Annotated in this window: 16 protein-coding genes and 1 tRNA gene; 9 read left to right on the forward strand and 8 right to left on the reverse strand. The window is 64.2% G+C overall.

Annotated elements, in window-relative coordinates:
- Positions 1-81: 81 nt before the first annotated feature.
- From U5A89_RS13835 to folE, 3 genes are all read right to left on the reverse strand, one after another.
- Positions 82-861, reverse strand: coding sequence for an enoyl-CoA hydratase-related protein (locus tag U5A89_RS13835; protein WP_338161657.1), 780 nt, complete (start codon positions 859-861; stop codon positions 82-84).
- An 84-nt stretch (positions 862-945) separates the two neighbouring features.
- Positions 946-1785, reverse strand: a complete 840-nt coding sequence (locus U5A89_RS13840) for an SDR family oxidoreductase (RefSeq protein ID WP_338161658.1) — start codon at positions 1783-1785, stop codon at positions 946-948.
- Entirely contained in the window at positions 1782-2387 is a 606-nt protein-coding gene (gene folE, locus U5A89_RS13845) for a GTP cyclohydrolase I FolE (protein WP_338161659.1), read from the reverse strand. The genes U5A89_RS13840 and folE overlap by 4 nt, the downstream gene beginning before the upstream one ends.
- Before the next feature lie 156 nt (positions 2388-2543).
- Here folE and U5A89_RS13850 point away from each other — a divergent pair, with 156 nt between their 5' ends.
- Positions 2544-3143 carry a nucleotidyltransferase family protein gene (locus U5A89_RS13850; protein ID WP_338161660.1) on the forward strand — a complete coding sequence of 200 codons (600 nt, stop codon included), beginning with the start codon at positions 2544-2546 and terminating at the stop codon, positions 3141-3143.
- 1 nt (position 3144) lies between these two features.
- On the opposite strand, the gene U5A89_RS13855 is transcribed toward U5A89_RS13850, so the two are convergent.
- A complete protein-coding gene (locus U5A89_RS13855; protein WP_338161661.1) occupies positions 3145-4815 on the reverse strand; it encodes an MFS transporter in 1671 nt (556 codons plus the stop codon).
- Between the two features lie 324 nt (positions 4816-5139).
- Here U5A89_RS13855 and U5A89_RS13860 point away from each other — a divergent pair, with 324 nt between their 5' ends.
- The 5 genes from U5A89_RS13860 (at position 5140) to pgl (ending at position 10937) form a co-directional block, all read left to right on the forward strand.
- Positions 5140-6348 (forward strand): acetyl-CoA C-acetyltransferase, encoded by a 1209-nt coding sequence (locus U5A89_RS13860; protein WP_338161662.1) that lies wholly within the window; start codon positions 5140-5142, stop codon positions 6346-6348.
- A 104-nt stretch (positions 6349-6452) separates the two neighbouring features.
- Positions 6453-8627 (forward strand): 3-hydroxyacyl-CoA dehydrogenase NAD-binding domain-containing protein, encoded by a 2175-nt coding sequence (locus U5A89_RS13865; protein WP_338161663.1) that lies wholly within the window; start codon positions 6453-6455, stop codon positions 8625-8627.
- A gap of 140 nt (positions 8628-8767) precedes the next feature.
- Positions 8768-9766: a UDP-glucose 4-epimerase GalE gene (gene galE, locus U5A89_RS13870; protein WP_338161664.1), complete on the forward strand. Its 999-nt coding sequence runs from the start codon at positions 8768-8770 to the stop codon at positions 9764-9766.
- Positions 9763-10239: a YbaK/EbsC family protein gene (locus tag U5A89_RS13875; RefSeq protein ID WP_338161665.1), complete on the forward strand. Its 477-nt coding sequence runs from the start codon at positions 9763-9765 to the stop codon at positions 10237-10239. The genes galE and U5A89_RS13875 overlap by 4 nt, the downstream gene beginning before the upstream one ends.
- Before the next feature lie 5 nt (positions 10240-10244).
- Positions 10245-10937 (forward strand): 6-phosphogluconolactonase, encoded by a 693-nt coding sequence (gene pgl, locus U5A89_RS13880; RefSeq protein WP_338161666.1) that lies wholly within the window; start codon positions 10245-10247, stop codon positions 10935-10937.
- A gap of 24 nt (positions 10938-10961) precedes the next feature.
- Here pgl and U5A89_RS13885 read toward each other — a convergent pair whose 3' ends face one another.
- The gene (locus U5A89_RS13885) at positions 10962-11225 is read right to left on the reverse strand and encodes a hypothetical protein (RefSeq protein ID WP_338161667.1); all 264 of its coding nucleotides are present in this window, start codon (positions 11223-11225) and stop codon (positions 10962-10964) included.
- 102 nt (positions 11226-11327) lie between these two features.
- Between U5A89_RS13885 and U5A89_RS13890 the strand changes: the two genes are divergently transcribed.
- Both U5A89_RS13890 and U5A89_RS13895 read left to right on the forward strand, forming a co-directional pair.
- Entirely contained in the window at positions 11328-12464 is a 1137-nt protein-coding gene (locus U5A89_RS13890) for a pyridoxal phosphate-dependent aminotransferase (protein WP_338161668.1), read from the forward strand.
- A gap of 66 nt (positions 12465-12530) precedes the next feature.
- Complete coding sequence (locus U5A89_RS13895) at positions 12531-13001, forward strand: hypothetical protein (protein ID WP_338161669.1); 471 nt, start codon at positions 12531-12533, stop codon at positions 12999-13001.
- A 69-nt stretch (positions 13002-13070) separates the two neighbouring features.
- Here U5A89_RS13895 and U5A89_RS13900 read toward each other — a convergent pair.
- A tRNA-Leu gene (locus U5A89_RS13900) sits at positions 13071-13155 on the reverse strand.
- Between the two features lie 154 nt (positions 13156-13309).
- Here U5A89_RS13900 and U5A89_RS13905 point away from each other — a divergent pair.
- Positions 13310-13726 (forward strand): MerC domain-containing protein, encoded by a 417-nt coding sequence (locus U5A89_RS13905; protein ID WP_338161670.1) that lies wholly within the window; start codon positions 13310-13312, stop codon positions 13724-13726.
- Between the two features lie 58 nt (positions 13727-13784).
- Here the strand turns inward: U5A89_RS13905 and U5A89_RS13910 are convergent, their stop codons facing one another.
- Both U5A89_RS13910 and U5A89_RS13915 read right to left on the reverse strand, forming a co-directional pair.
- Positions 13785-14405 (reverse strand): flavodoxin family protein, encoded by a 621-nt coding sequence (locus U5A89_RS13910; RefSeq protein WP_338161671.1) that lies wholly within the window; start codon positions 14403-14405, stop codon positions 13785-13787.
- A gap of 3 nt (positions 14406-14408) precedes the next feature.
- Complete coding sequence (locus U5A89_RS13915; RefSeq protein ID WP_338161672.1) at positions 14409-15230, reverse strand: alpha/beta fold hydrolase; 822 nt, start codon at positions 15228-15230, stop codon at positions 14409-14411.
- Between the last annotated feature and the right edge of the window lie 272 nt (positions 15231-15502).

Below are 15502 nucleotides of genomic sequence, written 5' to 3' on the forward strand. Positions count from 1 at the left end.
AGGCCAATGAGATTTTCTGGGCCTATGGCAGAATAATCAATATCTTACGCAAGATTTCAGGGCGTAACCGCTTTGTTGCGATCAGCGCCCTTTCCAGACCCCCGGCCGCTTTTCGACGAAGGCGGTCATGCCTTCCTTCTTGTCTTCCGTCGCGGTCAATATCTGGAACAGGCGGCGTTCGGTCAGCAGTCCCTGCGCCAGTCCGGTTTCGAAGGCGATGTTCACCATCTCCTTGTTCACCATCGTCGCCATCGGCGGCATGGCAGCGATCGCGGCGGCGGTCTTGAGCGCTTCGTCCAGTAGATCAGCGGCTGGCACGATGCGGCTTACCAGGCCCGACCGTTCGGCTTCGGCGGCGTCCATCATCCGGCCGGTCAGGCATAGCTCCATCGCCTTGGCCTTGCCCACGGCGCGGGTCAGGCGCTGCGACCCGCCCATGCCAGGCGCCACACCCAGCTTGATTTCGGGCTGGCCGAACTTGGCGGTGTCGCCCGCCAGGATGAAGTCCGCCATCATCGCCAGTTCGCACCCGCCACCCAACGCAAAGCCCTGCACCGCCGCGATCCATGGCTTGCGGGTGGCGACGACGCCGGTCTGCCAGCCGGAGAAGAAGTCCTGCAGGAAGAAGTCCGCCGCGTCCTTGTCCACCATTTCCTTGATGTCGGCGCCTGCGGCGAACGCCTTTTCGCCGCTGCCGGTCAACACTGCGCAACGCTGGGTCGCGTCGGCATCATAGGCGCCGAAGGCCGCGCTCAGTTCCTGCAAGACCTGGCTGTTGAGCGCGTTCAAGGCTTGCGGCCGGTTGAGCGTGATCAGCGTCACCGCGCCGCGCTGCTCCACCAGGATCGTTTCATAGGTCATCGCCATCTCCTTATCGATTTGGGATCGGTCTATGGGCATGGGCGGCACTATGCCAGCCCCAGCGCGCCCGCATTTGCACCGAACCTATCGGCACAGATGCATGAAGTCGCGATCATAGCTTTTAAGATGCGCACCGCCATCGACGTAGAGCGTCTGGCCGGTGACGGCGCTGGCCTCCACCAGATAGAGGACCGCCTGCGCAATCTGCTCCGCCTGTGGCAGGCGGCCAAGCGGCATCATGTCCGCCAACCGTTCCATCTGCGCCGCGTCATAATCGGGCGTGGCGATGGTAAGGCCGGGCGCGACCGCGTTGACCCGCACCTTGGGCGCCAGGCTGGTGGCGCTGGTGCGGGTCAGGCCCGCCAGCGCCAGCTTCGATAACGTGTAAGCCAGTTGGTCGGCATGGGGATGGTCGATGCGCTGGTCGAGGATGTTGACGATGCAGCGATCGCCGACCCCCGCCGGTATGGTGGCGAAGGCTTTGGTCAGCAGTGTCGGGGCGGCGCAGTTCACCGCATAATGGCGCATCAGATCGTCGGCCGTGACCGTGTCCAGTCGGTCCTGCCCGAACAACGCCGCGCTGTTGATCAAGATGTCCGGCGGGCGGCCGAAGCGTTCTGCGACCTTCGCGACCAGTTCTTCCGCGCCTTCAGGATCGGCGAAATCAACCACGAACCCCTCCCACTCCGTCGCTTCCTCCTCAAAGGTCAGCGCCAGATGGGAATCGAGCCGGGTGTCGTGGCTGCCGTGGATGGCGAGCGAATGTCCTGCCTTCGCCAGCGCAGCGGCGATGACCCCGCCCAGCCGCCGGTGCCCGCCGGTGACGAGCGCCAGCCGCTTCTGCGCCAGCGGCGCGCCGACCGGCTCCGCCTCGCCGCGCGCCTTGCCCAGCGGGCGATAGGCAGGTTCGTCGTCGCTGCTCATGAAGCGATGAGCTTGAGCACTTCCTCCCGCGACTTTTCATCGTCGCGGAACACGCCCAGCATCCGGCTGGTCTTCATGATGACATTGGGGGTGCGCACCCCCCGCCCGGTCATGCAGCCATGGGTCGCTTCGATCACGACGGCGACGCCCTGGGGTTTCAGATGTTCCCAGATGCAGTTGGCGACTTCCGACGTCAGCCGTTCCTGCACTTGCAACCGGTTGGCATAGGCGTGCAGCACGCGGGCAAGTTTCGATATGCCCACCACATAGTCGCCCGGCAGATAGGCGATGTGCGCCTTGCCGACGATCGGCGCCATATGATGTTCGCAATGCGACTGGAACGGAATGTCCTTGAGCAGCACGACGTCGTCATAGCCGCCGACCTCATGAAAGATGCGCGAGAGATGATAGGCCGGATCATCCTTGTAACCCCGGCAATATTCGCGCCAGGCGCGCGCGACCCGCTCGGGCGTTTCGACCAGGCCTTCGCGTTCGGGCGCGTCGCCCGACCAGCGGATCAGGGTACGGATCGCGTCGCTGACCTCGGTCGGCACCGCCATTTTCCCTTCGCCGTCAGTCTCCGCATCAAGGTCACATGCCATGGACAGGGCCACTCCTTTATCTAAGGATTTGGCATATGGCGGCTGGGGTCCGCGATGACCAGTGTCTTTCGGGCCGCTGGACACAAGATCACGGTGGTGGCAAGTCACGCGATGATCTGGATCGCTACACCATAATGTCTCTATACCTGATACCCCATGCGCACTGAACGGATCGCCGCTGTCCTGCTGGCGGCCGGAACATCATCCCGCTTCGGCGAGGAAGACAAGCTGATGGCCGACCTGCGCGGCAAGCCCGTCGCCGCGCATACGCTGGAAACGGTGGCGTCGATGGCCTTTGCCGAACTGATCGGCGTGGTGCGGCCGATCGACCATGCGCCGGTGATCCATCGCAAGCTCGACCGGCGCGGCTATACGATCATCGTCAACGATCGGCCCGAAGACGGGATAGCGGGCAGCATCGTGCGCGCGGTCGAACATGTCATGCCGATCAATCGCATTCGCGGCATATTGATCTGCCTGGCCGACATGCCCGATGTGCCGCAGACCCATTATAACCGCATCTGCCTGGCGGCGGAGGACATAAGATCGGTGGTCGCCTCGACCGACGGCTTCTCTTCCTCCCCGCCCGCCTTTATCGGGCGCAAGCATTTCCCCGAATTGCTGGCGCTCAAAGGCGATCAGGGCGCGCGGGCGCTGCTCAGCCATGGCATCCAGATCGAAACGAGCGGCCGTGTCCTGCACGATATCGATACGCCGGAGGATCTGCCCGGCTGGCGGCCAGTGACGCCGCAGTAATTTAGTTGGAGCGGGTGGGATCGGTCATCGGATCGCCCATTTCGCGCGGGTCGGGTGCGCGGCTGATCGGCAGCGATCCGGTCTGCCGTTCCAGCATCCGGTGGACGACCGGCGGGTTCGGGCCGCTATGCAGCGCGTGGATCGCCTGGCTGTTATCGACATCGGCGACGGTGCGGCGCTGGTTATGGCGGACATAGTCGAGCCAGGTCGACACATGATAACGCTCGATCCACAGCGTCGGATCGCCCAGGTCGCGCATCAGCGACCAGCCATGAGCGCCGTCGCGCCGCCGGATGCGCCGCCGCTCGCTCATCGCCGCCAGGAACGGGACGACCGACCCCGCGGGAATGCGATATTCGATGGTGACGACCACCGGGCCGCTGCGCGGTTCGACCTGGACGGCCGTGTCGGGTTCGCGCCAGCTATTTTGCAGGTCGAGATTATCTTCGCCCACTTGCGGCAACCGCCGCAGCAGGCCCAGCATTGCGGCGGCGAACTGCGCGGCGGCGGAGGCGTAGAGCGCTTCGACCACGCCATGCTGCTCCGCGATCCAGCCGAACAGCCAGGCGCCGACCGCCATCCCGCCGAACGCCGTCATCTGATAGAGCGACACCGCCCGCGCCACGACCCAGCGCGGGGCGGACATCTGAACCGACACGTTGAAGGTCGCCAGCGCCGTGACCCAGCCCATGCCCGCCAGCATATAGCCGAGCAAGGCGAGCGCGAGCCAGTTGCTGGCCCCCGTGATGGCCGTGCCGAGCGCCAGCACCAGCGCCGCTGAACGGACGATCGTTTCGACCGAAAAACGCGCGCGCAGGTGGCGGGTCGACAGGGCGGCAAGCACCGCGCCGATACCGAACGCGCCGCTGGTCAGGCCGAAGGTCAAGGCACCACCGCCCAATATGTCGCGCGCGACCAGCGGCATCAGCGCCGACACCGCGCTGGCGCCCAGGCCAAAGGCGGCACCGCGCAGCAGCACCATCTGGATATTGGGCGACATGGCGACGTAGCGGACCCCGGCCCGCATCGCGACGCCCAGCCTTTCGCGCGGCAGCAACTTGGGCGGCAGGTCGGGCCGCCAGCGGGCCAACACGGCCAGCAGCGCGATATAGCTGACGGCGTTGGTCAGGAACGCCGCCGCCGCGCCTGCGACCGCGACGATGACGCCGCCCAGCGCCGGGCCGACGCTGCGCGCCAGGTTGAAGCCCATGCTGTTCATCGCGACCGCGCTAGGCAGGATGGTGCGGGGCACCATGTCCCCCACCGACGCCTGCCACGCCGGGCCGTTGATCGCGGTGGCGCAACCAATGAGAAAGGTGAAGCCGAGCAGCAGCCAAGGCGTCACCAGCCCCGCCCAGGCGGTGAGCGCCAGCGCGGTGGACACGATCAGCATCGCCGCCTGGCACAGGATCATGACCTTGCGCCGGTCCAGATTGTCGGCGACCGCCCCGGCCCAGAGCGACAATAGCATGATCGGCAGCGTGGTGGCGGCCGGGACCAGCGCGATCAACTGCGGCGAGGCGGACAGCGAGGTCATCATCCAGGCCGCGCCGACCGACTGGATCAGGCCGCCGAAGTTGGAGGCGAGGCTGGCGGTCCAGATGGCGCGGAAGATGGGGATGGACAGCGGCGAAGGCGGCTGTTGAGTTGAGGCTTGCGTCACGCTGTCCATGCGAAGGGATATAAGGCGGTATAGCGACCACGCAACGCTTCTCCATGCGCCCTTACCGCAATGCGACGATACGATCGCCCCGCCACGCTGTTTCCGCCAGTGCCGCGATGCGCATGGCGATGAATATCATAGGGATTCGCATGATCGAGACGGGAAAATGCGACAGCGAGTTGGACAGTTGAAACGATATTTTCGTCTTGCCGCTACGGCATGCTGAGCCCTGTGTGCGCAGCATAATAGACACTTGCACTTTACGTAAACGTAAATACATTTCACCCCAACATCCAGTGCGCCCGCAGGGCAGCCCGCGGAGAGGGAAAGACAATGGAAGCCTATATTTACGACGCCGTCAGGACGCCCCGTGGCCGGGGCAAGGCCGACGGGTCGCTGCATGACATCACCCCGATCCAGCTGGCGACGCAGGTGCTGGAAGCGGTCCGCGACCGCAGCGGGATCGACACGGCGGACGTGGACGATGTGATATTGGGCTGCGTCAGCCCGGTCGGCGAACAGGGCGCGGACATCGCCCGCGTGGCGGTGCTGAACGCCGATTATGCGCAAACCGTCCCGGGCGTGCAGATCAATCGCTTCTGCGCGTCGGGTCTGGAGGCGGTCAACATGGCCGCGGCCAAAGTCTATTCGGGCGAAGCGATGTTCGCGATCGGCGGCGGCGTCGAATTGATGAGCCGCGTGCCAATGGCGTCGGACGGCGGCGCCTGGGCAATGGACCCGGCGGTTGCATATAAAACCTATTTCGCGCCGCAGGGTATCGGCGCGGACGTGATCGCCACTAAGTTCGGCATCAGCCGCGACGATGTGGACGCCTATGCGGTGGAAAGCCAGCGCCGCGCCAAGGCGGCCTGGGACGAAGGGCGCTTCGCCAAGTCGATCGTGCCGGTCAAGGATGTGATCGGCCAGGTGGTGCTGGACCATGACGAACATATGCGCCCCGAAGCGACGATGCAGTCGCTGGGTGCGCTCAAGCCCAGCTTTTTGGCGCTGGGTGAGGAGATGCCGGGTTTCGACACGGTGGCGCTGCTGCGTTACCCGGAACTGGAAAAGGTCAATCATGTCCACCATGCCGGCAACAGCAGCGGCATCGTCGATGGCGCGGCCGCCGTGCTGGTCGGCAACAAGGATATGGGCGACAAATACGGCCTGAAACCCCGGGCGCGCATCCGCGCGATGGCGTCGATCGGGTCGGAGCCGCTGATCATGCTGACCGGGCCGGAGTTCGTCGCGGGCAAGCTGTTGAGCCGCGCGGGCATGACCACGGCCGACATCGATCTGTGGGAATTGAACGAGGCGTTCGCGTCGGTCGTGCTGCGCTACATGCAGGCTATGAAGCTGGACCATGACAAGATCAATGTGAACGGCGGCGCGATCGCCATGGGCCATCCGTTGGGCGCGACCGGGGCGATGGTGCTGGGCACGGCGCTGGATGAACTGGAACGGTCCGGCAAGGGCACCGCGCTCATCAATCTGTGCGTGGGCGCGGGCATGGGCACCGGGATCATCATCGAGCGTATCTAACTTCCATTTCCCGTTCGGGCTGAGCCTGTCGAAGCCCCTTCCTTCTTCAAAGAAGAGAAGCCCTTCGACAGGCTCAGGGCGAACGGAGAGTAAAGGTCAAACTCATGAAGACCATCAACTTCGACATCGATGCAGACGGCATCGCCACCCTGACGATCGACGTGCCGGACCAGTCGATGAACGTCATCGGCCCCGATTTCCTGGCCGATCTGGACGCCGCCATCACCCGGATCGCGTCCGAGGCGGCGATCAAGGGCGCGGTGATCGCGTCGGGCAAGGACAGCGGCTTCATGGCGGGCATGGACCTGAAATATTTCGGGTCGATGCTGGCGACGGGCGATGGCGAGCGCCCTGCCCCCGCTGCGATCTTCGACAAGGTCTTCCTGCTCAACCAGCTGTTCCGCCGTCTGGAGACGAGCGGCAAGCCGGTCGCCTGCGCGATCGAGGGCACCTGCGTGGGCGGCGGTTTCGAACTGGCGCTGGCTTGCCATCGCCGCTTCGTGGGGGATAGTCCCAAGACGCAGCTGGGCCTGCCCGAAATCCTGATCGGCCTGTTCCCCGGCGGCGGCGGATCGCAGCGCCTGCCCCGCATCATGGGCGTGCAGGCGGCGCTGATGTATATGCTCCAGGGGAAGCTGTTCCGCCCGGCCGAAGCCGCGATGCTCAAGGTCGTGGACGGCGTGGTGCCGCAGGGCACGGCGGTTGAGGCCGCGCGTGCATGGGTGAAGGCCAATCCCAATGCCAATAGCCAGCCATGGGACGTCAAGGGCTATAAGGTGCCGGGCGGCGCGGGCGGGTTCAATCCGGCTTTCGTCCAGACGATGGCGGGCGCCTTGCCGATGACGCTGAAGCAGACGCAGCGCAATATGAACGCGCCCATCGCTTTGCTGTCGGCCGTCTATGAAGGCATCACCCTGCCGATGGACCGGGCGATCCGGATAGAGAGCAAATATTTCGCCAAGGTCGCCGCCGACCCGCAGGCGTCCAACATGATCCGTACCCTGTTCGTCAACAAGCAGGCCGCCGAACGCGGCGCGCGGCGTCCGAAGGATCAGCCCAAGGCGAAGACGACTAAGCTGGCCATGCTGGGCGCAGGTATGATGGGCGCGGGCATCGCCACCGTCGCCGCGCAGGCGGGGATCGAGGTCGTGCTGTTCGACCGCGACCTGGCCTATGCGCAAAAGGGCAAGGCGCATGTCGAGGCAGTCCTCACCAAGCGGCTGGGCAAGGGCATGTCGCCGGAGAAGCTGGCGGAAACGCTGGCGCGTGTCACGCCGACTACGGACTATGCCGACCTGGCGGGCGCGGACTTCGTGATCGAGGCGGTGTTCGAGGATGTGAGCATCAAGGCGGAAGTCACGAAAAAGGTTGAGGACGTGCTGGGCGCGGACACCATCTTCGGGTCCAACACCTCCACCCTGCCCATCACCAAGCTGGCGCAGGCCTGGACGAAGCCGGAGAATTTCATCGGCGTCCATTTCTTTTCGCCCGTCGAAAAGATGCCGCTGGTGGAGATCATCCTGGGTGAGAAGACCGGCCCCGCCGCCATTGCCAAGGCTCTGGATTTCGTGGCCCAGATCAAGAAGACGCCGATCGTCGTGCATGACAGCCGCGGCTTCTACACCTCGCGCAGTTTCGGCACCTATGTGCAGGAAGGCGCTGAACTGGTCGGCGAAGGCGTCAATCCCGCGCTCATCGAAAATGCCGGCAAGCAGCTGGGCATGCCCACCGGCCCGCTGGCCGTCAGCGACGAAGTGTCGATCGAACTGGGCTGGAAGATTATGACGGCGGCCAAGAAGGAACTGGGCGACGCCTATGTGCCTCAAGGGTCGGATGACATCATGGTCAGGATGGTCGAGGCGGATCGGCTGGGCCGGAAGAATGGCAAGGGCTGGTACGACTATCCCGAAGGCGGCAAGAAGCATCTGTGGCCGGGCCTGGGCGAGATGTTTCCGCGTACGGAGGAACAGCCGGATGTCGAGGCAGTCAAGGAGCGGCTCCTCTATCGCCAGTTGATCGAATGCGCCCGCTGTTTCGAGGAAGGCGTGCTGGAAATGCCGGAAGATGGCGATATCGGCGCAATCTTTGGCTGGGGCTTTGCGCCTTATACCGGCGGGCCGTTCAGCCATATGGACACGGTCGGCATCGGCAATGTCGTGGCGACGCTGGATCGGCTGGCGGCGGCGCATGGTCCGCGCTTTGCGCCGACGGCGCAGCTGCGGGACATGGCGGCGAGCGGCGCGACGTTCTATCGGCCCGCGATCGCGCAGGCGGCATGACACCCCTGTAAATGTTCGACACTCTCGGATAGAGCGGAGCGAACATTATACCGTGTGTTCCCGCGAAGGCGGGAACCCAGTTCTGTCGCCGGACTGGGTTCCCGCCTTCGCGGGAACACATATGTTACTGGGGTAAGAGCATGAGCGACAAACCAACGGTCCTGGTCACGGGCGGCGCGGGCTATATCGGCAGTCATGCTGTGCTGGCGCTGAAGGACGCGGACTATGGCGTGGTGGTGATCGATAATCTGGTCACCGGATTCGATTGGGCCGTGCCGCAGGACGTGACGTTGGTGCGCGGCGACATTGCCGACCAGCCGCTGGTGGAAGCGACGCTGCGCGCGCATGATATCAAGGCGATCATGCATTTTGCGGGGTCGGTCGTCGTACCGGAATCCGTCGAAAACCCGCTCAAATATTATCATAACAACAGCGCCAAGACCCGCGATCTGATCGAAAGCGCGGTGCGGGTGGGCGTACCGCATTTCATCTTTTCCTCCACCGCCGCGACCTATGGCACGCCGGAGGTGGAGACGGTGCGGGAGGATACGCCGCAGCGGCCGATCAATCCCTATGGCATGTCCAAGCTGATGACCGAATATATGCTGCGCGACGTCGCGGCGGCGCACCCCATGAACTTCTGCGCGCTGCGCTATTTCAATGTGGCGGGGGCGGACCCGGAGGGGCGGACAGGCCAGTCCACGGCGGGCGCGACGCATCTGATCAAGGTGGCAGTCGAGGCCGCGCTGGGCAAGCGGGAGAGCGTCGCCGTGTTCGGGACCGATTTCGATACGGCGGACGGCACCGGGGTGCGCGACTATATCCATGTGACCGACCTGGCCGCCGCGCATCTGCTGGCGTTGGAGGCGCTGATGGCGGAGCCGGAGCGCAACCATCTGCTCAATTGCGGCTATGGCCGGGGCTTTTCCGTGCTGGAGGTGCTGGATGCGGTTGACCGCGCGACCAACAATCCGATCAAGCGGGTCATGGCGCCGCGCCGGGCGGGCGATCCGGGCCAGCTGATTTCCGACAATCAGGCGATATTGGCGACCTTCCCCTGGGAACCGCGCCATGCCGACCTGGACCAGATCGTCACCCATGCGCTGGCATGGGAGCGCAAGCTGGGCGAGCGCGGATGAGCGAGGCCAGCGCCCGCGCCTTCCTGGCGGAACGCGCGCCCGATGTGACGATCATCGACCAGGGCGTGAGTACCGCGACCGTGGTCGAGGCCGCCGCCGCGCTGGGCGTGGAACCGGCGCGGATCGCCAAAACATTGTCGCTACGTGTCGGCGAGCGGATCGTGCTGGTCTGCACGCGTGGCGACGCCCGGCTCAACAATGGCAAGGCGAAGGCGGCGCTGGGGGCCAAGCCGCGCATGTTGAACGGCGATGAGGTGGAGGCCATTACCGGGCATCCGGTCGGCGGCGTCTGCCCGTTCGGCCTGGCGTCCGCCCTGCCCGTCTATTGCGACGTCTCGCTCAAGGCTTTCCCCACCGTCTTTCCGGCGGCGGGATCGCGTACGACTTCGGTCGAACTGACGCCAGACCGGCTCGCGGCCTTGACCGGGGCGGAATGGGTAGACATCTGCACGCTTCCAGACGCTGCGGAGTAAGCGCCATGCCGACCGAACATCTTTTCGCCACCGGAGCGCAGGCCGCCGCCGATCTGGCTGCACGCATCGCAGCGATCCTGTCCGACGCCATTGTGGCGCGCGGGATCGCCAGCATCGCTGTGTCGGGCGGGCGTTCGCCCCGGCCGGTGTTGGAAGCGCTCAGCGCCGCCGACCTCGACTGGTCGAAGGTCGTTGTGACGTTGGTGGACGAACGCTGGGTCGCGCCGGACAGCGACGACAGCAATGAGAAGCTGGTGCGCGATACGCTGCTTCGGGGCGCGGCGGCGCGGGCGCGGTTCGTGGCGATGAAGACCGATGCCGCGGACGCCTATGCCGGGCAGCCGGGTGTCGAAGCGGCCTTTGCCGACCTGCCTTGGCCGCTGGATATCGTGCTGCTGGGCATGGGGGATGATGGGCATACCGCATCGCTCTTCCCGCAAGGCGCGGAACTGGCGGAAGGTTTGGCGAGCGAGGCGCTGACTATTGCGGCAACCCCGCCGGTCGCGCCGCACCAGCGTATGTCCTTGACCGCCCACGGAATTTTACAAAGCCGCCATATCTTCCTGCAGATTAGCGGCGCGGGTAAGAAGGCGGTTTATGATCGCGCGCTGGCGGGTGGTCCGGTCGAAGACCTGCCGATCCGCTTGGCGTTGTTGCAGGACGTCGTGCCGATCAATGTGTGGATCGCGGAAGCATAAATCCTCCCCTTTGCAGGGGCAGATTCAATCCCGCACCTCATGTTTTGAGATCAGATAGCGCCAGACGCCGACGGCGTTGATCACCAGCAGGGCGACATTCTGCCAGCCTATGCCTTCGCTATCTTCGCTGAGGAAGCCCCAGCCGACGAGCGCGATCGACGAGGTGACGAACAGGACGAATGCCCAACCGGTTATACGACGGCCAAGATTGAGCGATACGACCAACGCCGCGATCGTCGCTGCCCCTGCTCCATAATATTGCAAAGCGGTGATCAGCGTCATGTCCATTACGGCCTAACGTCCCGGCCATCGCCATGGTTGCTGGTCGGCCTGCCCAACCACCCCGCCGATCCTGTTTCCTTTCCGCCGCAATCGCTCTAGGCCGCTCCTATGATCGCCGATATCTCCCCCTTCCACGCCATCGCCATCAGCCGCGAAGCCCATGCGCTCGAAGCGGCGGGCCGCTCCATCCTGCATATGGAGTTCGGCCAGCCGTCGACCGGCGCGCCCGCCGCCGCGATCGCCGTGGCGCATCAGGTGCTGGACACTGATCCGATGGGCTATTGGGAAAGCCAGGCGCTGAAAGAACGGATCGCGCGCCACTATCGGGAGCGGCATGGCATTGCGGTCGATGCCGAACAGGTGCTGCTGACCTGCGGTGCGTCGCCAGGGCTGGTGCTGGCGCTGACCTGCCTGTTCGCGCCGGGCGCGCGGGTGGTGACGGCGCGGCCGGGCTATGTCGCCTATCGCAACAATTTGAAGGCGCTCTATCTGGAACCAGTCGAAGTCGCCTGTGGCCCCGCCGAACGTTACCAGATCAGTGCCGACGCGCTGGCCGCGATCGATCCCGCACCGGACGGCCTGATCCTCGCCAGTCCCGCCAACCCCACCGGCACGATCATCCCGGCGGACGAACTGGCCCGGATCGCGGCGGTATGCGCAGAGCGCGGCATCCGCATCATTTCCGATGAAATCTATCATGGGCTGAGTTTCGGCGAACCCGCGCATTCGATGCTGGAGTTCGCGCCCGACGCGGTGATCGTGAACAGCTTTTCCAAATATTACAGCATGGCCGGTTGGCGGCTGGGCTGGATCGTGGTGCCGCCGGCGCTGATCGACGCGGCGCGGGCGCGGATGGGCAATCTGTTCCTGACGCCGCCGGTGCTGGCGCAGCGCGCGGGGCTGGCGGCGTTCGACTGCACGGACGAACTGGAGGGGCATGTCGATAGCTATCGCCGCAACCGGCAATTGCTGTTGGACGCCCTGCCCGCGCTGGGCCTGGCCAGCATCGCGCCGCCCGATGGCGCTTTCTATATCTATGCCGACATCAGCCACCTGACCGACGACAGTCTGGATTTCTGCCAGCGGTTGCTGCGCGACACCGGCGTGGCGACCGCGCCGGGAATCGATTTCGATCCGGCGGACGGTCACCACTTCATCCGCTTCAGCTTTGCGGTGTCGACCGACCGGGTGGAAGACGCCATCGCACGCATGGTGCCATGGTTTCAGGCGCAGGGCGGGCGATGACGGATCTGCGGTGATTTTCCGGCGCGTAGGATGGCAAAGCGGCGTGGGGTGCGATACGCCGTCATGATGCAGAGCCAGCTTCACCATCTCACTCTGTTCGCCGACTATTTTCAATTCTACGTCTGCGATGCGCAATTTCAGACGGATACCGGCACGCTTTGGGACGCGGTCGCGACCGATCGGATGCTGGCGGTCGGCCCCGATCTGTTGGCGGTTGGCACCGCGCGGAATATGCATGTGCCCGTGACGCTCGAAATGCTGGATGGCGAACCGGTGGAAGATTTTGCGGAATGGGATCAGGTGATCGAGTGCGGGGTTGCCTTTCCCTCCGGCACGATCATCGCCTTCGGCTGCACCGACAATCCTGACGATGCGCCACGCTTTTCCTTCTCGCCCGGCAGTTATCGGGCGCGGATATCCTATGCCGGGCTGGACGATCTATCCGACGATGGCTTGGACGGCAACGACCGCTACAGAGTGCAACTTTGGCCGGGCGCGATGGGACCGATTTCGGTGATGAAGTCGCGCGCTCTATAGATTGCAGCCTTTGGTCGGGCCGCCGATATGAAGCGCAGGCGATAGGGTGATCGCAGACCAAGCCAGATATGGTGCGGGCGGTCGGAATCGAACCGACACTCCTTGCGGAACCGGATTTTGAGTCCGGCGCGTCTACCAGTTTCACCACGCCCGCACGGCTGGTCGGGCCAGATGACAAAATCCGGCGCGGGCGTCCAGCCGAAAATTGAACATCATGTCGAAAGTCCGTTCCCGATGCTTGACAGCATGTCCGGGCAAGCCCAAATGGCAGTCACATATGTTATGTTATATCATTGAATGGATGGATAATGGCGTTTGGTGAAATCGATTCACGGCCACAGCGTTCGACCGGCGCGAAGAGCAAATGGCTGGACGGGTTTGCGCTCTGCGCCTCCTCGCTATGCACATTGCATTGCCTGGGTCTGCCGTTGCTGTTCGCGCTCCTCCCCGCCCTTGCCGGGCGTATCGATCCAAGCGAGTCCTTTCACTTGATCATGCTGGCGGCTGCGGTGCCGACCAGTCTGTTCGCCTTGACGCAGGGATGGCGTCGCCATGGCGCTATAGGACTGCTCAGCATGGGCGTCGCCGGACTTGCGCTGATGACCGTTGGCGCATTGGCGACCGATAGCCACTTGGTCGAAACGGCCCTTACCGTCTTGGGCAGCCTGATGCTGGCAGGGGCGCATATCCTCAATTGGCGTGGGCGCATTTCGACAACCGCCTGACATCAGCAGACCGATGGGAAGGAGGCGCGCCGATATGCGCCTCCTTCCCATCATATCCCTACGCCTCTTCGCCCGGAAAGGGACTGGCCTTGAGCAATCCCGCCAAATGCGTGGCGTTGCCCGCAACCATCTTCGCGGTCTGGGCGACCTTGTCCGGCGTGTCCTTCAAATCCTTGAAGTCCACCGATCCCATCGCTTCCCCCACCCAATAACAGGCGGCGACGGCAGGAATGGTCCAACCGACATCGTTCAGCGCCTGGAACATCTGCGCCGACGCGGCATGGGCGCCATCTTCGTTGCCGACGATCGCCGCGACCGCGACCTTGCCATAGCTGGGCATCCGCCCCTGATCGTCGGTTTCGGACAGGAAGGCGTCCATCCGTTCCAGCACCCGTTTTGCAACGCTGCCCGCCTGCCCCATCCAGATCGGCGTGCCGAAGATGAGGATGTCGGCGGCCAATATCTGTTCCCGTATGCCCGGCCAGTCGTCCCCCTCCCCTTCATCGGAGGTGACGCCAGCCAGCACATTATGGGATGCGATACGGACCGTGTCGGCCACCGCCACGTCCCGCGCTGCGAACTCTTTGGCCAACAGTGCGATCATCGCGTCCGTCGAACTGGGCGTCCCGTCGTCGCGCTTGAGCGTGCAGTTGATCGGCTGCGCTATGAGCGTCGCCATGGCTCAGCCCCTCAAAAAATCGATCAGGTCGCCGTTCAACCGATCGGGCGCGGTCGCGAACAGGCCGTGCGGTTCGCCGTCATATTCGATGAAGTTGGCGTGCGGGATGCCCGCCGCAGCCGCGCGTCCGGTGGGGTCGATCGGCACGGTCTTGTCCGCCGTGCCGTGGATGATCAGCGTCGGCACGGTAAAGGCCGCCAGGTCGCCCCGGAAATCGGTCTGACCGAACGCGTCGATGCAATCGATCGTCGCCTTGGGGCTGGCCATCACGCCCAGGATGAAGCTCCAGTCGAGCACGCCCTGGCTGACCGGGCTGGTTACCCAGCCGACGCCGTAAAAGGTCTTGGCGAAGGTCTGGAGGAAATCGAACCGATCCTTGCGCACCTGATCCTTCATGTCCTGCAACACGCCGATGTCGACGCCGTCGGGATTGCTGTCGTCCTTGAGCAGATAGGGCACGACCGACGCAATCAGCGCGACGCGCGCGATGCGGCCTGCACCGTGGCGCGAGAGATAACGGGCGATTTCGCCGCCGCCCATCGAGAAGCCGACCAACGACGCCTGTTGCAGGTCGAGTTCGTCCAGCACCGCCGCCAGATCGTCCGCGAATATGTCATAGTCATAACCGGTCGCAGGATGGCTGCTTTGGCCGAAGCCGCGCCGATCATAGGTGATCACGCGATAGCCCGCCTCCACCAGCGCCAGCGTCTGATATTCCCACATATCGCCGGTTAGCGGCCAGCCATGGATCAGCACGACCGGCGGGCCATTGCCCATATCCTTGACGTGCAGCGACGCGCCATCGCGGGTTGCGACCTGGGCCATCAGACATTCTCCTGAAATTTTCGAACTGTTCATGGGCGGACGGACCCGATCGGCCCGTTTTCGTGCAGGGATCATGGCAGCCGGTCGATCGTTCCGGCTGGCATATCCGCTGATTAAATCGCGCGAAATTGCGGGAAGTTCCCTCGACCTTTTGCCGCGCGTCCGCCAATATGGCGCGACAGGCAGGACAGCCATCAGCTTGCTTGCGTAACGATCCGCGACCGCTATAAGGGCGGCTTCGTGCAGACATAGACAATTTCAAACGGAGAAGG

Origin of the sequence: Sphingobium sp. HWE2-09, assembly GCF_035989265.1 — a bacterium.
GTDB lineage: Bacteria > Pseudomonadota > Alphaproteobacteria > Sphingomonadales > Sphingomonadaceae > Sphingobium.